20 protein-coding genes and 1 pseudogene are annotated in these 20,637 nt (G+C 41.6%); 5 read left to right on the top strand and 16 right to left on the bottom strand.

Annotated features, from left to right (window positions below; translation table 11 throughout):
• Positions 1 to 17: 17 nt before the first annotated feature.
• The 4 genes from G610_RS0108120 to G610_RS0108105 form a co-directional block, all read right to left on the bottom strand.
• Positions 18 to 1,388 carry a sodium-dependent transporter gene (locus tag G610_RS0108120; RefSeq protein ID WP_026524401.1) on the bottom strand — a complete coding sequence of 457 codons (1,371 nt, stop codon included), beginning with the start codon at positions 1,386 to 1,388 and terminating at the stop codon, positions 18 to 20.
• 49 nt (positions 1,389 to 1,437) lie between these two features.
• Complete coding sequence (locus tag G610_RS0108115) at positions 1,438 to 2,397, bottom strand: alpha/beta hydrolase (RefSeq protein WP_026524400.1); 960 nt, start codon at positions 2,395 to 2,397, stop codon at positions 1,438 to 1,440.
• A gap of 117 nt (positions 2,398 to 2,514) precedes the next feature.
• On the bottom strand, positions 2,515 to 3,396 hold the full coding sequence (locus tag G610_RS0108110; RefSeq protein ID WP_026524399.1) for an SPL family radical SAM protein: 882 nt from the start codon (positions 3,394 to 3,396) through the stop codon (positions 2,515 to 2,517).
• Positions 3,397 to 3,400: 4 nt separating this feature from the next.
• Complete coding sequence (locus G610_RS0108105) at positions 3,401 to 4,174, bottom strand: class I SAM-dependent methyltransferase (RefSeq protein ID WP_026524398.1); 774 nt, start codon at positions 4,172 to 4,174, stop codon at positions 3,401 to 3,403.
• A gap of 248 nt (positions 4,175 to 4,422) precedes the next feature.
• Between G610_RS0108105 and G610_RS0108100 the strand changes: the two genes are divergently transcribed.
• The 5 genes from G610_RS0108100 to G610_RS0108080 all read left to right on the top strand — a co-directional run bounded on the left by G610_RS0108100 (position 4,423) and on the right by G610_RS0108080 (position 8,048).
• The gene (locus G610_RS0108100) at positions 4,423 to 5,139 is read left to right on the top strand and encodes a gamma-glutamyl-gamma-aminobutyrate hydrolase family protein (RefSeq protein ID WP_051197849.1); all 717 of its coding nucleotides are present in this window, start codon (positions 4,423 to 4,425) and stop codon (positions 5,137 to 5,139) included.
• A 2-nt stretch (positions 5,140 to 5,141) separates the two neighbouring features.
• The gene (locus G610_RS0108095) at positions 5,142 to 5,978 is read left to right on the top strand and encodes a transporter substrate-binding domain-containing protein (RefSeq protein WP_026524396.1); all 837 of its coding nucleotides are present in this window, start codon (positions 5,142 to 5,144) and stop codon (positions 5,976 to 5,978) included.
• A gap of 68 nt (positions 5,979 to 6,046) precedes the next feature.
• A complete protein-coding gene (locus tag G610_RS0108090; protein WP_026524395.1) occupies positions 6,047 to 6,718 on the top strand; it encodes an amino acid ABC transporter permease in 672 nt (223 codons plus the stop codon).
• Positions 6,708 to 7,451, top strand: a complete 744-nt coding sequence (locus tag G610_RS0108085) for an amino acid ABC transporter ATP-binding protein (RefSeq protein ID WP_026524394.1) — start codon at positions 6,708 to 6,710, stop codon at positions 7,449 to 7,451. The genes G610_RS0108090 and G610_RS0108085 overlap by 11 nt, the downstream gene beginning before the upstream one ends.
• Positions 7,452 to 7,460: 9 nt before the next feature.
• Positions 7,461 to 8,048 carry a cytidylate kinase-like family protein gene (locus G610_RS0108080; RefSeq protein ID WP_026524393.1) on the top strand — a complete coding sequence of 196 codons (588 nt, stop codon included), beginning with the start codon at positions 7,461 to 7,463 and terminating at the stop codon, positions 8,046 to 8,048.
• Positions 8,049 to 8,069: 21 nt separating this feature from the next.
• Here G610_RS0108080 and G610_RS20225 read toward each other — a convergent pair whose 3' ends face one another.
• From G610_RS20225 to asnS, 12 genes and pseudogenes are all read right to left on the bottom strand, one after another.
• A complete protein-coding gene (locus G610_RS20225) occupies positions 8,070 to 8,999 on the bottom strand; it encodes a metallophosphoesterase family protein (RefSeq protein ID WP_035797260.1) in 930 nt (309 codons plus the stop codon).
• A 136-nt stretch (positions 9,000 to 9,135) separates the two neighbouring features.
• The gene (locus tag G610_RS0108070; RefSeq protein ID WP_026524392.1) at positions 9,136 to 9,552 is read right to left on the bottom strand and encodes a GNAT family N-acetyltransferase; all 417 of its coding nucleotides are present in this window, start codon (positions 9,550 to 9,552) and stop codon (positions 9,136 to 9,138) included.
• 87 nt (positions 9,553 to 9,639) lie between these two features.
• The gene (locus G610_RS0108065) at positions 9,640 to 10,422 is read right to left on the bottom strand and encodes a class I SAM-dependent methyltransferase (RefSeq protein ID WP_026524391.1); all 783 of its coding nucleotides are present in this window, start codon (positions 10,420 to 10,422) and stop codon (positions 9,640 to 9,642) included.
• A gap of 144 nt (positions 10,423 to 10,566) precedes the next feature.
• Complete coding sequence (locus G610_RS0108060) at positions 10,567 to 11,214, bottom strand: AAA family ATPase (protein ID WP_026524390.1); 648 nt, start codon at positions 11,212 to 11,214, stop codon at positions 10,567 to 10,569.
• A gap of 243 nt (positions 11,215 to 11,457) precedes the next feature.
• Positions 11,458 to 11,664, bottom strand: a pseudogene (locus tag G610_RS22650) (hypothetical protein); the annotation flags it as partial.
• Between the two features lie 40 nt (positions 11,665 to 11,704).
• Complete coding sequence (locus tag G610_RS22110; RefSeq protein ID WP_051197847.1) at positions 11,705 to 12,508, bottom strand: GNAT family N-acetyltransferase; 804 nt, start codon at positions 12,506 to 12,508, stop codon at positions 11,705 to 11,707.
• 25 nt (positions 12,509 to 12,533) lie between these two features.
• Positions 12,534 to 12,809, bottom strand: a complete 276-nt coding sequence (locus tag G610_RS20215) for an HAD domain-containing protein (RefSeq protein WP_051197846.1) — start codon at positions 12,807 to 12,809, stop codon at positions 12,534 to 12,536.
• Positions 12,810 to 12,841: 32 nt separating this feature from the next.
• Positions 12,842 to 13,678, bottom strand: coding sequence for a hypothetical protein (locus G610_RS20210; RefSeq protein WP_051197843.1), 837 nt, complete (start codon positions 13,676 to 13,678; stop codon positions 12,842 to 12,844).
• Positions 13,679 to 14,298: 620 nt separating this feature from the next.
• Entirely contained in the window at positions 14,299 to 15,915 is a 1,617-nt protein-coding gene (gene guaA, locus G610_RS0108035) for a glutamine-hydrolyzing GMP synthase (protein ID WP_026524388.1), read from the bottom strand.
• A gap of 188 nt (positions 15,916 to 16,103) precedes the next feature.
• Entirely contained in the window at positions 16,104 to 17,615 is a 1,512-nt protein-coding gene (gene dgt, locus G610_RS0108030) for a dGTP triphosphohydrolase (RefSeq protein ID WP_026524387.1), read from the bottom strand.
• A 12-nt stretch (positions 17,616 to 17,627) separates the two neighbouring features.
• Entirely contained in the window at positions 17,628 to 19,037 is a 1,410-nt protein-coding gene (locus G610_RS0108025) for a C40 family peptidase (protein WP_026524386.1), read from the bottom strand.
• 185 nt (positions 19,038 to 19,222) lie between these two features.
• Positions 19,223 to 20,614 carry an asparagine--tRNA ligase gene (gene asnS, locus G610_RS0108020; protein ID WP_026524385.1) on the bottom strand — a complete coding sequence of 464 codons (1,392 nt, stop codon included), beginning with the start codon at positions 20,612 to 20,614 and terminating at the stop codon, positions 19,223 to 19,225.
• Positions 20,615 to 20,637: the final 23 nt, after the last annotated feature.

Here is a 20,637-nt window from a genome sequence, read left to right as displayed (position 1 = left end):
AAATGATTTGTTATGTATTATGCAAAATAGCTCCAAAGTCCGAAAACAGTAAGAAATACCAAAATCACGGGAAGTACCAGCTTAAAGTACCACTTAAGGGCAAGACTCATTTTGATACCAACACCGCTGTTGACCTCTTCAATATAATTATCAAATCCCCAGCCGTACTTGCTTGTACAGAACAGGCAGCATATAAGTGATCCTATAGGCAGCACCAGATTACTTACAAAAAAGTCCTCAAGATCCATTATGCAATTGCCTGCTTTAAGAGGCTGAAAATCGCTCCATAAGTTAAAGCCAAGGGCACAGGGAATTGATCCCAAAGTGATAACAAGGCCTGCAAAGGCTGCTGCCCTTTTTCTGTCATATCCCAAAAGGTCTATTGAGAAACTTACATCATTTTCAAATACACCAACCATAGTGGAAAGAGCCGCAAAGTACATGAAAAGGAAGAAGAGACTTCCGATTATTCTGCCGCCCCTCATTGATGCAAACACATTGGGAAGGGTTATGAAAATAAGGCTTGGTCCCTTATCCGGTGCTACTCCGTATGCAAAGCAGGCAGGAATAGTGATAAGACCTGCAACTATTGCAACAAAGGTATCAAGACCTGCCACCAGCATAGCTTCGCCCACAAGGCTTCGATCCTTTTTTATATAGCTGCCAAAAATCTCCATACCGCCCATTCCAAGGCTAAGTGTGAAAAAGCTCTGGTTCAAAGCGCCGTAGAGTACGTTTCCGATACCTACTTTTCTGACATTTTCCATGTTGGGCATAAGATAAAACTTAACGCCTTCGATTGATCCGGGAAGCATCAGTGAATAGATACCAAGTCCGATCATTATAATGATCAGCATGATCATCATTATCTTCGTGATCTTTTCAACTCCCTTTTCAAGACCCATGGAAGTGATGAACACAGTTATCAGCATTGTGACACCCATAAAGAATATCAGGATTCTTGGGCTGCTCATCATTGTGCCATAAAGCTCTTCTATTTTTTCAGGACTCTGACCCTGGAAAGCTCCCATCAAAGCCAGCACAAAATATCTGAGTATCCATCCGGACACTACGGAATAAAACATAAGAAGAATATAGTTTCCTGCGATGGCAAAGTATCCGTAAATATGCCACTTACTGCCTTTAGGCTCAAGCTTTTTAAATGCTGAAAGTACGCTGAGACGACTTGATCTTCCTATGGCGTACTCCATGGTCATTATCGGCACTCCAAGAATAAGTAAAAACAATACATAGACAAGTACAAAGAGACCGCCGCCATTTTCTCCAACCATGTATGGGAATCGCCACACATTACCGATTCCTATTGCGCACCCTGCTGAAAGCAGAATAAATCCCAATCTGCTTCCAATTGATTCTCTTTCTTTCATTACTAAACTCCAAATTACTTTTTATTTCTTAAATTTCGCTTTATGCCCTTTATAATCCGGCATTAGCAAGGAAGTTATCGACATATTCCATGTAGCCTGCAGGATCATCAATTACTCCTTCAATGTGAGCGCTGTTTACGTATGCAATACTCTTTACCTGGCTTCCTACATTTTCGTATACTTTTTCAACCATCTCAGGAAGGCAAACTGTATCCTTTTCTGATACAAAAATCAGTGTAGGAAGCTGATCATTTGCTACAACCTTGATTGTATCGCCATCATCCCAGTTAACATGATAGAAAAGCTTTGAGTAAAGTTTTCCGGTTTCTATAAAATATGATGTCACAAATGACTCCATCTCTACCGGATCATCATCTGCAATAACACTTCTGATCATATACTCCATACCGGGAACAGGGCTGTCACAGATAACCGCATCTGCCGCATCTTCCGCGCCGGGTGTTACATTTGATGCATAAACCGCTGTAACCTGAGCCCCCATGGACTGACCATGCACGATGACTTCACTGTTTCCAAGATCATTTCTTGCATACTTTACAAGAGCCTTTACATCAAGTGCTTCATGAACTCCAAAAGTCACCTTTTCATCAGGATTAAGTCCGTGACCTCTGTCATCAAAAGCAATTACATCATAGCCTCTCTCTAAGTACTGCTGTGCAAGAGGATAAGTGCTTACTCTGTCTCCGCCTGCGCCGTGAACAAGTATTACGCACTTGTCACTGCCCATATCAAAATATGTTCCCGGAACAACATTTCCATCCTCTGCTGTTGCAGAAATCTCCACGCCTTTATGTGCTTCATTAAAACCATCCAGATCAAAACCATATGTCGCCATCTGTTTAATTGAATTTCCCTGGGTATCGTTGCCCTTATTCTGATAAAACACGCCGTCTGTAACAAGCTTTGCCATTCCGATGGTGCCCACAATTATCAGCACCAACAATACTCCCAAAATGATTTTTGCTATCTTAATTACTATCTTTTTCACTTCTATTTACCCCAATATCCTTTCTATTAAAATCTTCCTTCTCTGTCATCCATAAAAAATACAAAATTAAATCGAACCTCGCTGTCTTATTTTTTCTATTTCTTTATGTGGTTTATCTTAGGTGAAATCAAACAGACTCATCTGTTTAAATTTTTCCGGAAACTCATTCATATATGAAAAGCAATCATCCGGCTTATACATCATATTGTTAGCTTTGCAAACCCTTCGCATAAGCGCAAACAGTGCCCTTGAATTGGGACTTGGAACCTCATAGGCATTGCCATAGGTAGTAATGTATTTTTGCCTGAGCCCCGGAAAATGCTTATCCAAAGCAGCATAATAATACTCTCTGTCACCCTCTCTCAGAGTAAGTCCCATACCAAAATTGATGATGCCCTTAACCCCTGTCTGTGCGCAGGCATCAAGTATCTGTCCCACGTTTTCCTCCGTATCATTTATAAAAGGAAGAATGGGAGACAGCCATACTACTGTGGGAATCCCTCTTTTTTGCATCTTAGACAGAACCTCTATCCTTCTTTTGGTGTTACATACGTTAGGCTCCAAAATGCTGCAAAGCTCATCATCAAAGGTAGTAAGTGTAATCTGAACAACGCACTTTGTTTTCCTGTTTATCTCATCAAGAAGATCGATATCTCTGAGAATCCTGTCGGACTTTGTCTGAATGGCAAGGCCAAATCCATATTGATGAATTATCTCCAGACACCTTCTTGTCAGTCCGAGCTCTTCCTCACAGTGCATATATGGATCAGACATGGAGCCTGTGCCTATCATGCACTTTTTCCTCTTTGATTTAAGGGCAGCCTCCAAAAGCTGCGGCGCATTCTGCTTAACCTCGATATCCTCAAAGGGATGTGTGAACTGATAGCACTTACTTCTGCTGTCACAATAAATACAGCCGTGGGTACATCCTCTGTAAATGTTCATCCCACAGCGCCCGTCGCTTGTTATGAGTATTCCTTTTGCATCTACAAAATGCATAACATCACTCTTTCCTTATATACCAGCTGTAGCCGTAGAAAATCAGCTTCCTTTCAAGGTCTTCAAAAACAGGTCTTAGTGACTCCATCATCCAGCTTCTGGCATCATCTTCCGATATTTCTCCGCCTTCAATTCTGGCATTAACATTGGACTGGATAAGCATAAAGTTTACAAAGTCTTCAAGAGTAAAACCATACTCCATCTCATACTCTGTCTGCTTTTCCATTCTGAATCCGTCAATCAGATCCTGCTGGCTCCATTTATTCTCTTTTCTTGGTGGTTTGGGAAACTTCTTAAGATACTCATTCTGGTACCATGTTGTATAAGCGCTGTTTCCTGCCATTTTATCAGTGATACCAAAATCATAGATAACTATCAGAGCTTTATCAGAAACTACCTCTTTCATATTCTCCATGAACCGCTTTTCATCAACCCAGTTTATGCAGCCTGCTGCCGTGACGATGTCGTATTTTTCATCCGGCACTTTGGTCTCCTCAGCCTTTGCCACATAAAAAGAAAAAGCCTTATCGCTGTAGATCTCTTTGCACACCTCTACCATTGAATCAGCGATATCCGTTCCGGTTACCTTTTCGCAGATAAGCTTAAGTGCTTTTGTGGAAAGTCCAGCTCCGCAGCCAACATCCAGACCGTTTCTGAAAAGATAGCCTTCAGAGAGTTCTAAATCCTCCAGCAATCTGTCCATTACGCTTTTATGGAGCCATGGCCTCTTCAAGTAACCCTCAGCGATTCTTTTCGAATCAAAAGATTTGTTATTCATTTGTATTACCCCTTAACTTTTCTCTTTATCCCCTACAAGAAAAATTAACCCAGAACTTCATTATATTTGATTATCTACCGCTCTGCAAAGCAAATAGTAGAAAATATATTTGCACTTTAAAAAACCTTGCAAATTATTCAGGAATTCGGTATATTATTCACTAATAAAGACATAGGCGTCTGCTAGAATTAGTGGGCGCCTTTTTTGGATTTATAGACCTTACAGTCTTTATTGGGAGGAGGGGTATCTTGAGACCTGTTATCGGTTTGATTCCGCTTTATGATGATGATAAAGAGAGCTACTGGATGCTTCCCGGCTATATGAAAGCTATCGAAGAGGCAGGCGGTCTGCCCATAATGCTGCCGCTTACATCTGATGAAGATGAGCTTGATGAAGCATATAGTCTTTGTAATGGTCTGCTTTTTACAGGCGGTCATGATGTGTCTCCCGATGTATACGGCGAGATAGCAAAAAAGACCTGCGGAAAGCCCTGCATTACAAGGGACACAATGGAGTGTTATCTCATAGACAAATGTCTTCGTGATGATAAACCGCTTCTTGGTATCTGCCGCGGAATTCAGCTCTTAAATGCACATCTTGGAGGCACTTTGTATCAGGATCTTCCCACAGAATATCAGTGCAGCGTAGAACATCACATGACGCCGCCCTATGATAGAAAAGCCCATGACGTAGAAGTTTTTGACAACACGCTTTTAGCAAAAATCATTGGCAGTGGAATCCACGAGGTAAACAGCTACCATCATCAGGCTATCAAAGAGCTGTCCCCGGAAGTCACTAAAATGGCCGTTTCAGAAGACGGACTTATTGAGGCAATCGCTGTGAATAACCACAGATTTGCAATAGGTGTGCAATGGCACCCGGAGTTTTCCTATTATAATAATGAGGAAAGCATGAAAATAGTAACCGCATTCGTAGATGAATGCAGAAAAGGAAGGAGTATATAGTTATGAAAAAAAGAATGTTGGCACTGGTAATGAGTTGTTTAATGGTAGCTGCAACCGGCTGCGGTGGTTCCGGATCAGAAGCACCCGCTGATGGCGCTGCACAGACTGAAGCTGCTGAGACAACAGAGACTGCAGAAGCTACTACATCAGACGCTTCAGGCAAGGTTTGGAAAATCGCAACAGATACAGCTTTCAAACCCTTTGAGTACACAGATGACAACGGCAACTTCGTAGGAATTGATATGGATATCCTCGATGCTGTCGCTAAGGACCAGGGCTTTGAATATGAAGTACAGGTTCTTGGATGGGACGCTTCAATCGCTGCATGTCAGGCCGGACAGGCTGATGGTATGATCGCAGGCGCATCAATCACAGACGAGAGAAAAGAATCAGGCTGGATCTTCTCAGATGGTTATTATGATGCAAACCAGAGTATGGCAGTTGAAGCATCTTCAGACATCACAGGTTTTGATGGCCTTGATGGAAAAGCAGTTGCTGTAAAGACAGGTTCTATGAGTGCTACATACGCAGAGAGTCTTGCTGATCAGTATGGCTTCACAATCACTTACTTTGAGGATTCACCCACCATGTATCAGGCAGTTGTAGGTGGACAGGTTGCTGCTGTATTTGATGACACACCGATCATGGCAGCTAACATCAAGGACACAGGCATCTCAATGAAGCTTGTTGATGGCACGGGCAACGATCCTGCAGCTTATGGTTTCGCTATTTTCAATGCAGACAACCAGGAGCTTGTTGATATGTTCAACAAGGGTCTTGCAAACATCAAGTCAAACGGTACCTACGACGAGATCATTGCTAAATATCTTGGTGAATAAAAGGTTTGCTGTTTCAACAAATCCGCCGGGCAGGTCTTTCCTGCCCGGTTCTATGAGGAATTTATTCTATGGTTAAAATAATTTCAGTTTACGGAGGGATGCTACTTGTAGCCCTCGGAAGAACTCTCCTGCTTGCTCTTTTAGGTTTGTTCTTTGCATGTATAATCGGTATGATCTTCGGAATCATGGGTGTTCTGAAAAACAGAGTATCTAATGTAATATCCCAGATTTTCGTCGATGTGATCCGCGGCGTGCCTATGATCGTTCTGGCGTTCTTTGTCTATTTTGGAGTACCGTATTTCTTTAATACAATAATCGGCGGTTTTTCCATAAGTCTCACTGCACTTCAGGCTGGTACCATCTGTCTTGCCCTTAACTGTGGTGCTTATATGGCAGAGATTGTCCGCGCAGGTATTCAGTCTGTAGATAAGGGTCAGATGGAAGCTGCCCGCTCCCTTGGTCTTACCTACGGCATGGCCATGAGAAAGGTCGTACTGCCTCAGGCTATCCGCACTATGATTCCTACATTCATCAATCAGTTCATTATCACTCTGAAGGATACATCCATCCTGTCAGTAATTGGATTCCCGGAGCTTGTTAACACAGCCAAAAATGTCCAGGCTAACACCTTCATGTCATTCCAGACATGGGCTATCGTTGGAATTATGTATCTGATTGTTATCACTATCCTTTCACGAAGTGCAAAGGTAGTTGAAAGGAGGCTTAGCGTTGGCAGATAAAGGCGAAATCAAAATTAAAGTAGAGCATTTAAAGAAAAGCTTTGGTAATCTTGAAGTCCTTAAGGACATTTCTACAGAGATCACAAAGGGTGAAGTGGTATGTGTAATCGGCCCCTCCGGTTCAGGAAAATCCACCTTCCTTCGTTGTCTCAATAAGCTTGAAAAGGTCACTTCCGGCACAATTGTGATAGATGGAAATGACATTACTCAGAAACAGGTTAATATCAACCGTGTCCGTGAAAACATCGGAATGGTTTTCCAGCACTTTAATCTTTTTAACAATCTGAACATAATGGACAACCTTACACTTGCTCCCGTACAGCTGAAAAAATGCTCTAAGGAGGAAGCAGTAACAAGAGCTAAGAACATGCTTAAAAAGGTTGGACTTGAAGATAAATCCGAGAGCTATCCAAGTCAGCTCTCCGGCGGTCAGAAGCAGCGTGTTGCAATTGCAAGAGCACTTTGCATGCAGCCCGATATAATGCTTTTCGACGAGCCTACATCAGCTCTTGATCCCGAAATGGTCGGAGAAGTTCTGCAGGTTATGAAGGACCTGGCTGCAGACGGAATGACCATGGTTATCGTTACTCACGAGATGGGCTTTGCCAGAGAAGTTGCTGACAGAGTCATATTCATGGATGGAGGCTTCATCGTAGAAGAAGGCACTCCGCAGGAAGTTTTATTAAATCCAAAGGAGGAAAGAACCATCGATTTCCTGAACAAGGTTCTTTAAGATTGATTCATGAAAAATATTATTACAATCAGCAGACAATTTGGAGCAGGTGGAAGCACAATAGGTCAGGCAGTTGCCGACAGACTTGGCTACTACTACTGCGACAAGGATATGATATTAAAGGCAGCCATGGAGAGCGGTTCACTTTCACCTGAAGAGGTTCGCTACTATGACGAGCGAGTTCCAAGAGAATGGGGCTTTGGACAGAGCCTTTTTGATTTCTACAACAAGCCTCTTGATGAAAGACTTTTCGTAGCACAAAGAGAAGCAATTAAAAAAGTTGCCGAAAAGGGCAACTGCGTAATTGTGGGACGTAATGCCAATATTATCCTTAAAGAGTTTGACAGAACTCTCCACGTTTTCATCGCCGCCTCAGAACGCTTCAGACTTGAGCGCATGCAGAAAAAAATGCCCGATCTGTCTGAGGATAAGGTTCTTGAACACCTTCACTCAGTAGATAAGGCAAGAAAAAAATACTGCAAGTACTACACTCATACCGAATTCGGTAATGCGGCTTATTATGACCTTTGCGTAAAAAGCTCATCCCTTGGAATCGAAACAAGTGTAGACCTTATTTGCGACGCAGCAAAACGTTGATATTATTTTGAATTAAATGCTTTAAATAGCATCCTTACGGGGAACCCTGTAGTCCGGAATTCCAAGAATCTTTGCAGCTTGTGTAAAGTATTCTTCTTCGATATACGGCCAGTCTACAGGGTTTCCTGTTTCTTTTTCCTGAAGAATCATGGCCTTATTAATAAGTTCAGGGGTTACATCCTTCCCTGTTTTTAATATGTGCTCATTATTGACTACAAACCATTTTCCTTTTTCCATAAGTCCTTTTTCATAAAGGGCATCTATTACATAATCCACATCATAGGGCAGGTTCAAAAACTCTGCTTCCCAGGAAGGACCTTCCGGTTCATTTTCATCAAAACCATGCAAAATAAGACACTGCGCCAACCCCGGTGCACTTATGGCAATACCTGTAGATCCGGTGTTGAAATAGTGCTTCCCATTATGGTGGCATTCGCCCTGAACGTGAGTGTGACCTCCAACAATGTAATCTGCATCTATCTTTTCAAGCCACTTTTTCGCAGTATCGTCGTGAAATAAAAGAAGCTCACGATTGTTAACCGGAGATCCGTGACAGCAGATTATGTCAGGGTATCCCTCACATTTGTATCTATAGCTGATCGGAAGCGACTCAAAGAAATCCAAATCCTCATCTGTCAAAAGCTCATAGGTGTAAAGAAGATTCCCGCTGGCAGAATTGTAAAGCCACAGTGGTGCATCCGACTCACCGCGAAGAACCCTCCTTTGACCCAAAAGGTAATCCTCACGATTTCCTCTTATTGCTGTCACCTTGTATTTTTTTATAAGCTCGTAAATATACTGCATAGTTTCGGCAGTATCCGTGGTATCTGAGACATAGTCTCCAAGCAGGATAAACTCTGTTATTCCTCTTTCCGTCATATACTGGACCGCTGTTTTGAAAGCAGTATAGTTACTGTGTATATCTCCAATTACGCCGATTTGTTTTTTCATGTTGTCATCCTCAGGTCTAATATCTTTTTTGTTTGCATAGCGATATTTTAACCTTATTCTTATTTTGAGGCAACAAACATCCCCGGGTCCTTTGGGAGCTTCAAGATTCCATTTGTCTTAGCAAGCATCGCCTCATTTATTCGTAGGCAAGCATATTGCCGAGGGGTATGGAGAAACCTAGAGACTCATACATTTTTACGTCACAATCTGCGCATCCAACTGTCAACGAACAAACCTGGCTCTCAGTATAGGCATAGCTGACAAGTTCTCTTGCAATCCCACTGTGCCTGTACTTCGGGGCAATGTAAAAATCCTCAAAAACGCCGCTGACAGCATAGTTAAAGGTTGAAAAGCCCTTAGTAACAGAGCAGCAGCCGGCCAAAGTTTCACCATCGAAGGCTCCGTAAAATTCTATTACTTCTCTTTCGATAGCTTTTCCCAAAGCCTTCATATCCTGCTCAGAAGGCGCATCCTCGCCTATTTCGTTCTTGTAGGCCTTCTGCAATTCCCATAGTTCGTTTATTTTGTCGCTTGAAATTCTGCAATAATCCATTCTGTTTTTTCTCCCAATCTGCGTATTTATTACCGGTAATCAGTAACCACTAACACCTTAATTGAATCTGCAATTTTCTACAATTCTTTATGCTTTTCTGGCGATAGCGGTAAACTCACCGGGAAGCTTGTCATCCTCCCATGCAGGATGCTCATCAAAACGCTCCAGTGTAAATCCCGTACTAATGATGCCGTTTATAATTTCGCTAATCGTATACTTCCTGTACTTACATTTAGGAATCTGCCTGCGAATCTCCTCATCATAGAACCTGGCATGGGCCATCTCGCCTTCAAATACCTCCGAATAAAAATACCCGGGAGTGGGCTGACCGAATTTCAAAATATCAGCTATCTTGGTGAAGGGATGAAAATCGCTGCAAATCAGTTTTCCATAAGGCTTAAGAAGGCAATACATGATGTTCATGAATTCTCCAATGTCATGAAAATAGTGGAGAATACCGCCTTCCATAAATACCACATCGAAGTACCCTGCATACTTTTCCATATCAATCTTAAGGATGTCACACACCTCAAAATTTATTGATACTCCTGCCGCATCTGCGGTTTCCATGGCATATTTTTTGTTATCCTCGGAAATATCGAATATGGTAACTTCGGATCCAAGAAGCGCCAGCGGTATGGCCTTCTTTCCGCAGGAGCCGCAGATATTTGCTACTTTTACTCCCTCAAAAGAATCAAAATAACCCGCATGCTGCTTTAGCATTTTTCTTGGATCCGCTTTATCCTTAGCTGCTCTCTCAGCAGGAGTTCCCGCTGTCCTAACCCAGAAGTTATAGGCATCAAACTCCCATGCTTTTTTGTGCTGCTCGCTGTAATCGTCCGTTTGTACTTTCTCTGTTGTTTCCTGCATGTTTTCCCCTTTTTATTATTTATGATTTCAGATATACATTTTCATACCGGTTCTGCCGGGCCCGTCCTCATAGGCTTCACTAGTCAAATAAAAGGAGTCATGTATTTCTGCATAACTCCTTTCACTCTTAATTACAAAATCTTATTACAAATTCCATCCAAAGCAGTTTTCAACAAGCTTTACCGTATCATCTACAGACCTGCTATTATCCCGCTCTATCCAATTGAATTCACTCTTCTTAATGGAATCGTAAACCTTCCTGTTAAGATTACATAAAGTCTCATTACAGTTAGCCTTGGCTGCTTCCGGATTTGTAGCACTTTCTATAAATTCCTTGAAATCCTGATGGTCCGGCCTGTTGCAATACTCATCAATCAGATTGACAGGTTCGCGAATCATAAACACAATCCTTGATGGATCAGTCAATTTTTCCGCCTGCTCCAATGTCAAATGACAATCGCAGATGATACGACCATTTTGAGATAGTCTCATAAGATCCAAAATCACAAAATCCAGCTGCTCTCTGGTGTTATCAAGAAGCCATTTTTTGTACTCCTCAACACTTCTTCCGAAGAACTCATCTGCATCTCTGAAAGCTTTGTTCATGTTGGGCTGATGCTCTTTATCTGAAATAGCCTGATGCCCCGGAAAACGCTCATCGATGTCATACACCGCTATGCCATATTTCTTTCCCAGTGCTCTTGAAACAGTAGTTTTTCCTCCGCAAGGTGTACCTGTAATAAAATAAACATTTCGTAAATACTCTTTTATTATATTGTCTTGAAATTCCATTTGTAATCTCCTTAAATTAAATAGTTTATTGTTCCTGATTACAAGGCACGAAACTATTTATTAAGGTCTCATGCCTATTAGAAATTTCGAAGCTTTAAAAACATAACCATATCGATATCCTCCAAAATAATTTACTAATTATCGACAGCAACATTGCAATTATAGCACTGTTCTTTCTGAAAGCATACCTGTAAACTACATAATTTCCATAGATTCGCCAGAAAATTATGTATTCGCAATAATCTAATCCATACCAAGCTTACTGCGAAGTTCTGTAAGTGTCGGAGCCTTTGAATCCTTCTCCGAGATCTGATTTAAATCATTTGTGTCAATATCAATGGGCCAGTTAATACCAAGCTCAGGAGCTAACGGGCAAAGTGCGGTTCCAGGCATTCCCGGCGCCCATTCATTATCAAAAAAGTACAGGTATTCACTATCTTCCAGGGCCTGGAATCCATTGCCTCAAATGGCTCAATGTGTGTACTCATAATCATTTCTCCAATCTATAATATTTGAAATCGCCTTCCTCTTTGATAAACTCAAATCCCAGTTTATCAAGTATATGCTGACTTCTAACATTCTTTACAACAGTATCTGCGTTTACAGCAATCATGCCAAGCTCTTCAAATGCATACTGGATAGCCAGGCGTTCGGCCTGCGTCCCATATCCCTTTCCTTTAACAGCATCATTTTGCATGTGAATGCTAAGAGTGCATTCTTTTTTGTCCTGATCAATCTGCTTAAGCTGGACCTCGCCTATAGGCCTGTCTCCAAGCATTACTGCAAACAATCTGCGGGATGGTTCCTGTTTGGAATCATAGTATCTGTCAACCGCTTCCTCCCTATAATTATACGGTTTAAACAGCGACATATCCATATATATGGAATCATCGTTTTCCCAGTTTTTATATAGCTCATGACACAGTTCTCTGGTCATGATGTTTAAGGTTACTTTATCCAAATTCTCTACTCCTGAAATATCCTTATACAATAGCCAAAATATGTCGCAGGAATCAGGTTCCATATCCTTGTTCATTGCACAGGGATCCACATTGCAATCCTTAATCTTAGTATTGAAGCCAAGACGCCTATAAAGCTTTATATTAAGTTCTTCTGTTTCGTCTACGCCTATGGTTACTCCGGTGAAGCCTCTATCTGCCAGCTCTTTTACCGCCTTCTCGATCAGTGCTGTTCCTATGCCCTGTCTGCGATAATTCTCCTGCACACGGAATGCACATAAGTAAGCTGTTTTAGTGCCATCTGCAAAGTCCTTATCATCAAGATTCAGAAACACATACAGCTCACCAATTAGCTTTCCATCATCCTCTGCGGTCCAAAAGATTGCATTCCCTCTTTTTCAAAAGCTCTGCAAGATAACCTGCCTCTGAACGAAGAGGTTTTAAATCTGTGTCAAACCAGAATCTCCATCCAGAATGCAGAATAATCTCTGCCTCAGCTTTTTTCACAAGCTTCGACAACAGCCTAACCTTTTCAGTATCTATGTATTTTCCGTCACTTATTTCTCTTTGATGATCAGCATTCCAGAAATTGGAATTAAGAACCCCATCAATATCTAAGAATATTACTTTCCCCATAGTAACCCAACAAACTCCTTATTCCGCCCTACTCATAAAAGCCAGGATGTAATCATATTCTTTATTATATTAGAATTTATGGGCTGTTGAGAAGCTTCAAAAGTCATAATCATATTTTTTCCTAATTGATAACCACTTTCTTCATAAGAATTGATTTTAGCAACATTCTTGTTAGCATAATTCTCATCGTCCATCATCCCAAAGTGTTCCCAGATATACTCTTTTCGTGTCCTAATATTAAGGCATGTGAAATCAGGGCTCACTATACCTCTTTTCCCTAATTTGAGTGGACATTCGTATTTATATGGCACTCCATATTTCTCCAGCATATTTGCGATAATTATTTCTGACTTTGATCTGACTCTTATCCCGCTATCTGAATAGTATTCTGCCGAACCTTCATCAAATCCCATAGGGTCATATGGTTTTTCTTTCCATCGTTTTATATATTCCTCATCCGATGTTATAAGCGGCTTTACAAGCAGTTTTCTCTTATCACTTAAACCTTCATATATTGAACTGATATCATTTTCCTTAATACACTCAAGATACTTAGTTATCTCCTTGAGTTCTTTTTTTATCACTCTAGCCAGCTTTTTATCATAGTCTTTTTGAGCCAGCTTCCTAGCAATATCTCTATTTTTCTTAGGTATGAGCTCTCCGTTTGTATCCCCCGTCTTTTTTATCCAATAATACAAGGCATAGCTGTTTCTATCCTGCACTCTTAAATGGCCTTCCGGTGAACTATTTATTGATGCTTCTCTATCCATGATCAGCTTTTCCAGCACTGCTTTCCTTCTACTGACTTTGCTTATCCATTCACTGTCATATCCAGTTCTCTGTTCTATTTTATTATTTACTTCCTCCATTTTGTTTTGATATCTCCTATTTCTAATACTAATTCATTCCTCACAATAATCCTTATTACAAACGGTATCTATATTCCAATTTCAAGAAGCCCACTTGCCGGTTTCATCCTTTTTACACAACATATATAAGAGAACTCCTTAAGCAATATTTATATACCTATTTCTCACAACTCTTCGATGCCAGGTATATAAATTAAATAATTAGATATAACTTATATACTTTTCTATCTGCTTTTCCTAACTTCCTACCTCAAATAATTCATTGAGCGCAGAAAAAAGTATATAAGAAATCAGTATATTTCTATCTTATATACCAGCTCTACTCCACAACCTTGCAAATAGGTATATAAATCATATAAGTATTTTTGTCTTATATACCAGCTTCACCCCACCGCTTACAAAAAGGTATATAAATCCATATGTTTGGAATATCTTAGCCACTTTATGATTAAAGCAACCATTCAAAAGAATTATTGAAAAGAAAACTTTCCTAAATCCATCGACTACTATACAAAATGATCAATAGATTGTAAAGAGCAAATCTACGACAAAACGACGTCAAAGGCAAAACAAAAAGCCTGCAAAACCTGATAAACACAGGCCTTGCAGGCGATTATCCGTTACTCCAGTTCTATTGTTCCCGGAGGCTTGGAGGTGAGATCGTACATTACTCTGTTGACTCCCTTAACCTCGTTAATGATTCTGTTCATTACCGTCTGCAGAATCTCCCATGGAACGTTAGTAGCATCTGCTGTCATGAAGTCAGATGTATTTACTGCGCGGAGCGCTACTGCATAATCATAGGTTCTGAAATCACCCATAACACCAACGGATCGCATATTTGTCAGTGCTGCGAAATACTGAGCAGGAAGCCATTCGGGATTCTTGCCGTTATCTTCCTTGTAAGCAGCTGCTGCCTTGCCAATCTCCTCGCGGTAGATGGCATCTGCATCCTGTACGATACGAACCTTCTCAGCTGTAACTTCACCGATGATACGGATTCCAAGTCCCGGTCCGGGGAATGGCTGTCTGAAAACGAGATGCTCAGGAATACCAAGCTCAAGTCCTGATGCTCTTACCTCATCCTTAAACAGCATGCGAAGTGGCTCGATGATCTCTTTAAAATCAACATAATCCGGAAGACCGCCTACATTGTGGTGAGACTTGATAACTGCACCTTCGCCGATTCCGCTCTCTACAACATCGGGGTAGATAGTACCCTGTACAAGGAAATCAACGGCTCCGATTTTCTTGGCCTCTTCCTCAAATACACGGATGAACATCTCACCGATGATCTTTCTCTTCTTCTCAGGCTCTTCAACACCCTTAAGTGCCTCATAGAATCTGTCCTGAGCATTTACTCTTATAAAGTTAAGGTCGTATGCGCCGTTTGGTCCAAATACTGCCTCAACCTCGTCGCCTTCATTCTTTCTAAGAAGACCGTGATCTACAAATACGCAGGTAAGCTGCTTACCGATAGCCTTACTCATAAGTACGGCTGCAACTGATGAATCAACGCCGCCTGAAAGAGCGCAAAGAGCGCGGCCGTTTCCAACCTTCTCTCTGATCTCGGCGATACTTCTCTCAACGAAGTCTGCCATCTTCCAGTCGCCTGCACACTTACATACATTCATTACAAAATTCCTGAGCATAATAGTTCCGCACTCAGTATGCATAACTTCCGGATGGAACTGAACAGCATAAATCTTTCTGTCAGCATTCTCCATAGCTGCTACCGGACAATTAGGTGTATGAGCTGTAATCCTGAAGCTCTCGGGAGCCTTTGCTATATAGTCTGTATGGCTCATCCAGGTTGTAACTACTTTATGACCTTCGCTATCCTCTCTTACAGGAACGCCGTCCTCGTTCTCCGTAAGGCCTGCGAACAATTCAGATGCAGGATCAAGATAAGTCTCTGTCTTACCGTACTCACTTAAAGGCGCTGTCTTAACTTCGCCTCCGTTCAAAAATGCAGTAAGCTGTGCGCCGTAGCAGATTCCAAGAACCGGAATGCCCAGCTCATAAAGCTCCTTCTCACACAATACTGCCTGATCGCCGTACACACTGTTGGGGCCACCTGTTAAAATGATGCCCTTGGGATTCATCTCTTTAAGCTTATCAAGCCCGATGTTATAGGGATGAATCTCGCAGTAAACGTTGCACTCACGAACACGTCTGGCTATCAGCTGCTTATACTGTCCGCCAAAGTCAAGAACTACAACCATTTCTCTTGCCATATTTTCTCTCTTTCTGATCTTTTTTCTGATGAATCATGTTCATGCTAAGTAAAACCTACATCGCACACACAATATTTTCATCACACCACTAAATTAACATATATGTTGACCTTAAAAATTGCAAGTAAAACCATTATAAAAAATGCATTAACTAACCCGTAATCAATTAACAGATTAGAAAAAACAACTCAAATCAGTCCGTTAAGCTCCTGATAAAGTCTCTTAGCATAGCTGTCTGTCATACCACATACATAATCCGTAACCAGAAGAAGCCTTAGATAAAGCTTTTCTTCCTCAGATTTTCCTTCAGAGTAAATCTGATAAATCTTCTTATAGTTGTTAGAGATAAAAGAAATCATTCTGGAATCAATAGGCCTTAGCTTTGAATCTGTGTCAAAATGAATTGCCGCAGGAACCAGTCTGTCCAAAAGATACGTCAGTATCTGATCTGCACTTACCTCTATCTTCAAAATTGGTTCTGAATTGAAGGCATACTTAATTGCTATTTCTCCAAGAGCATCAACGATATGCTTACCTTCGGCAACATGCTCTTTATTATCCGGTCTATCTCCCGAATTATCTCCGCCGTCATTGCTGTTACCAGCCTCTTCTTGCGTCTTACTTCCATAGACTTTACCGCTTCCTTCAAGAAGTTCACTTCCAAAGGAACCATCCATAATACTCTTGTAGTTTGCAGCAAAGCCCTCCGTAGCAAGATAAATGAGTTTACCCTGAACAGCAACAACCCAGTTCGAAACGGCATATTCACCCGGATCACTTACGCCAAGCTCGATACCTTTTCCATATCTGTATTTAAGTGAATCAAGGAGCTGTCTGTAGATTTTATCGGACTGATCCTCAAAGCATCTGCTCTCAAGCTCACGTACCAGCAAGTCAAAGCTAATGAGTCCCTTCTTATACGCATCCTCTATGTCGGCAGTTCTGTAAGCAATATCATCTGCCGCTTCAAGAATAAATGTAAGAGGATGTCTTCTTCCGTTTAATCCGCAGGATTCCTGAATATCATTAAAAAGCTCTCTGTCCGCATAATAATATCCCATCTTATGACAGCAGATGTCGGGACTCTTCTTGTCCACCTCAAGGGATGATACAGGGTACTTGATGATAGTTGCAAGCAGAGCCTTTGTCAGGTTCATACCATGCTCGTCCACAAGATAGTGAAGTTTTGATACCACGCGAAGCGCCTGGGTATTACCTTCAAAGTTATAAAAATCTCCCAGCATCTGAGGATTCAAAATCTCTGTTATAGGCTTACCTGAAAACTCCTGATCAGGAAGCTTGTTCTTGAACCACTCTCTGATAACAGTTTCGCCAAAATGTCCAAAGGGCGGATTACCTATATCGTGAAGGAGTCCTGCGCACTGTAAAATATCGCAGATATCCTGCTGATATGAGGGCAGAAAACTCTCATCCTTAATCTCTGCCAAAATCTTTCTGGCTATATTTTGTCCAAGTGACTTACAAAAGGAGGAAACCTCCAAAGAATGAGTCAGTCTGGTTCTGACAAAATCAGACTGATCTAGCGGAAAGACCTGTGTCTTATCCTGAAGGCGTCTAAAAGACGCACTGCCGATTATTCTGTGATAATCCTTTTCAAACTCACTGCGTAGATCATTTGAGCCTTCTCTCTTTTTTATAGATCTTACTCTGTCCTCGCAAAGCAATTTACTCCATTCCAAATCTCTATCCTCTTATATAAATCTTCTGATGGTAAGAATTGTTCTATAGGTTGCGTTTTCGTATTTTATTCCGGTACGGGCGGTACTAGCATGAACTATACGTCCGCCGCCAAGATATATCGCCACATGACCGCCGTAGTAGATAACATCTCCGGGCTGTGCATTCTCATAGGACACTGCCTTTCCGTATGCTGCCTGCGCATAGGATGATCTTGGCACACTGATTCCAAATGCCTGATATACCGCATATACAAAGCCTGAACAATCCGCGCCGTTGGTAAGACTTGTGCCGCCTGCCACATAAGGATTACCTACAAATTTACAAGCATAATTGGCTATACTCTGCCCTGTAGCTGAGCCTGTAGGTGCTGCAGGTTCTGCGCTCTTTGATGAGCTGCTGTCTGATGCATTACCGGCAGATGCAGAATCTGTATCAGTGTCTGCATCATCGTCATCTTCATCATCCTCATCAGTATTTGCCTTGGCAAGAGCCTCTTCTGCGGCCTTTTTGCTGGCTTCTTCGGCAGCCTTTTTCTTTGCTGCCTCCTCGGCCTCCTTAGATGCTGCTTCATCTGCGGCCTTCTTGGTCTTCTTAACTTCAGCTTCCTTGGAGTCAATCTTTGCCTGCAATTCCTTAATCTCGGATGTCTGCTTCTGAAGCTGTGCAGAATATACCGCCGCATCCTGTTTTGCCTTAGCCAGCTGTACATCAAAGTTGGCATATTTTTTCTTATAATTTGCAATAACCGTCTCTGTGTATTTCTGCTCCTCCTCCAGCTCATACTTGGAGGTTTCAAGCTCAGATTTGGCTTCTGCCAGCTGATCTCCGTATTCTTCTGCTGCATTTTTGGCTGCCACATATTCGCCGAGCTTTGTTCTGTCGTATTCATACAAAGACTCTACATACTCTGCTTTATTAAGAAGATCATCAAAACTCTGGGCCTGCAAAAGAAGCTCTGCATAAGTAAGCTCGCCCTTTTCATACATGTAGCGTATGCGCTTTTTCATAGCTTCGTAGAGCTCTTCTTCCAGAGCCTTGGCCTCGTCATACTCTGCCTGGGTCTGAACAATTTTCTCTTCAGTATCTGTGATGTCTGCCTGAATCAGATCGATACTTGTAAGAAGTCCCACAAGTTCTTCATTGGCAGCATCCAGCTCCGCCTGAATTTCTGCCTGTTCACCCTCTATTGCACTAATATTCTGATTTGCGCTGTTAAGTCCGCTCTGGCTACTTCTCTTTTCGGATTCCAACGCATCCTGTTTCTTTTCCAGTTCCTTCTGTTCTTTTTCAAGTTCCTTCTGCTGCTTTTTCAGCTCCTCACTGGTGGTCGCAAAGGCAAGTGACCCGGAATTAAAAAGCATCGTCGCAGCAAGTACTGTACATATATATTTATTAAAAGATTTGAATTTAAATCTTCGCATATTTCCCCATCATTCATGCAGATAGATATCCGCAAAATCTCCAACAAAATTTTATATCTAATTATAACATGATTAAGCTGTCAGCTTTTATCCTTATACATATTTCAAAAAAAATTCACATGAAAACAAAAAGAAAAAACTGTTGCCTCCTGTCAAGGAAGCAACAGTCATAAGATGCTAAAAAATTATAACTCGCAGTTACCAACTGTACGAGGGAAGGACTCAACATCGCGGATGTTGCCCATACCTGTCAGGTACATTACGCAGCGCTCAAAACCAAGACCGAAGCCTGCGTGACGAACTGAGCCATAGCGACGAAGATCAAGATAGAACTGATAATCTTCCTTCTTAAGTCCTAGCTCATCCATTCTCTTCTCAAGAGTCTCAAGATCATCCTCTCTCTGGCTTCCGCCAACAATCTCACCGATACCGGGTACAAGGCAGTCAGCTGCTGCAACAGTCTTACCATCCTCATTCAGCTTCATGTAGAAGGCTTTGATTTCCTTCGGATAGTCAGTTACAAATACAGGCTTTTTAAATACCTTCTCTGTAAGGAATCTCTCGTGCTCTGTCTGAAGATCTGAGCCCCACTCTACCTTATAATCAAACTCATCGTTATGCTCTTTGAGAATCTCAATTGCCTCTGTATATGTGATACGACCAAACTCGCTGTTTGCAACATTCTTAAGACGATCAATAAGTCCCTTATCTACGAATGAGTTGAAGAACTCCATCTCAGCAGGTGCATTCTCAAGTACATAGTTAATAACATACTTAAGCATTGCCTCGGCACAATCACAGTCATCCTTAAGATCTGCAAAGCACATCTCAGGCTCAATCATCCAGAACTCAGCTGCATGACGGGTTGTGTTTGAATTCTCAGCACGGAATGTAGGTCCGAATGTATAAACATTCTTAAATGCAAAAGCATAGGTCTCAACGTTGAGCTGACCTGAAACAGTAAGGTTAACAGGCTTGCCAAAGAAATCCTTGGTGTAATCTACTTCGCCTTCCTCATTCTTGGGAACGTTGTTAAGATCAAGAGTTGTTACCTGGAACATCTCTCCGGCACCTTCACAGTCACTTCCTGTAATAAGAGGAGTATGAACATATACAAAGCCTCTCTCCTGGAAGAATGAGTGAATAGCATATGCAGCCAGTGATCTTACTCTGAAAACAGCCTCAAATGTGTTTGTTCTTGCACGAAGATGAGGAAGTGTTCTAAGGTACTCAAGTGAATGACGCTTAGGCTGAAGGGGATAATCGGGAGTTGAAGGTCCCTCAATCTCTATTCCTGTAGCCTGCATCTCGAAGGGCTGCTTTGCATCTGGAGTCATTACAATCTTACCTGTAGCAATGATTGCGGCACCAACATTAAGCTTACTAACCTCTGCAAAATTATTAAGCTCATCAGAATATACCACCTGAAGAGGTGAAAAATATGTACCGTCATTCAAAACAATAAATCCAATTGTCTTAGAATCACGAATGTTACGAATCCATCCGCCTACGGTTACTTCTTTGTCTGCGTACTTATCCGGCTCTCTAAAAAGCTCTCTGATATCTGTCAGTTCCATAATATGCCTCCATATTTAAACAT

The sequence above is a fragment of the Butyrivibrio sp. MB2005 genome (genome assembly GCF_000424285.1).
Classification (GTDB): domain Bacteria; phylum Bacillota; class Clostridia; order Lachnospirales; family Lachnospiraceae; genus Butyrivibrio.
Note: the sequence above shows the minus strand (reverse complement) of the source record. Positions and strands in the feature narration are given on the sequence as shown.

Excerpts from the sequence above, each read along its gene's own strand:
- G610_RS0108120 (WP_026524401.1), bottom strand. The coding sequence starts at position 1,388 with ATGAAAGAAAGAGAATCAATTGGAAGCAGATTGGGATTTATTCTGCTT.
- G610_RS0108110 (WP_026524399.1), bottom strand. The coding sequence starts at position 3,396 with ATGCATTTTGTAGATGCAAAAGGAATACTCATAACAAGCGACGGGCGC.
- G610_RS0108105 (WP_026524398.1), bottom strand. The coding sequence starts at position 4,174 with ATGAATAACAAATCTTTTGATTCGAAAAGAATCGCTGAGGGTTACTTG.
- G610_RS0108095 (WP_026524396.1), top strand. The coding sequence starts at position 5,142 with ATGAAAAAAAGAATGTTGGCACTGGTAATGAGTTGTTTAATGGTAGCT.
- G610_RS0108090 (WP_026524395.1), top strand. The coding sequence starts at position 6,047 with ATGGTTAAAATAATTTCAGTTTACGGAGGGATGCTACTTGTAGCCCTC.
- G610_RS0108080 (WP_026524393.1), top strand. The coding sequence starts at position 7,461 with ATGAAAAATATTATTACAATCAGCAGACAATTTGGAGCAGGTGGAAGC.
- G610_RS20225 (WP_035797260.1), bottom strand. The coding sequence starts at position 8,999 with ATGAAAAAACAAATCGGCGTAATTGGAGATATACACAGTAACTATACT.
- G610_RS0108070 (WP_026524392.1), bottom strand. The coding sequence starts at position 9,552 with ATGGATTATTGCAGAATTTCAAGCGACAAAATAAACGAACTATGGGAA.
- G610_RS0108065 (WP_026524391.1), bottom strand. The coding sequence starts at position 10,422 with ATGCAGGAAACAACAGAGAAAGTACAAACGGACGATTACAGCGAGCAG.
- G610_RS0108060 (WP_026524390.1), bottom strand. The coding sequence starts at position 11,214 with ATGGAATTTCAAGACAATATAATAAAAGAGTATTTACGAAATGTTTAT.
- G610_RS20215 (WP_051197846.1), bottom strand. The coding sequence starts at position 12,809 with ATGGGGAAAGTAATATTCTTAGATATTGATGGGGTTCTTAATTCCAAT.
- G610_RS20210 (WP_051197843.1), bottom strand. The coding sequence starts at position 13,678 with ATGGAGGAAGTAAATAATAAAATAGAACAGAGAACTGGATATGACAGT.
- guaA (WP_026524388.1), bottom strand. The coding sequence starts at position 15,915 with ATGGCAAGAGAAATGGTTGTAGTTCTTGACTTTGGCGGACAGTATAAG.
- G610_RS0108025 (WP_026524386.1), bottom strand. The coding sequence starts at position 19,037 with ATGCGAAGATTTAAATTCAAATCTTTTAATAAATATATATGTACAGTA.
- asnS (WP_026524385.1), bottom strand. The coding sequence starts at position 20,614 with ATGGAACTGACAGATATCAGAGAGCTTTTTAGAGAGCCGGATAAGTAC.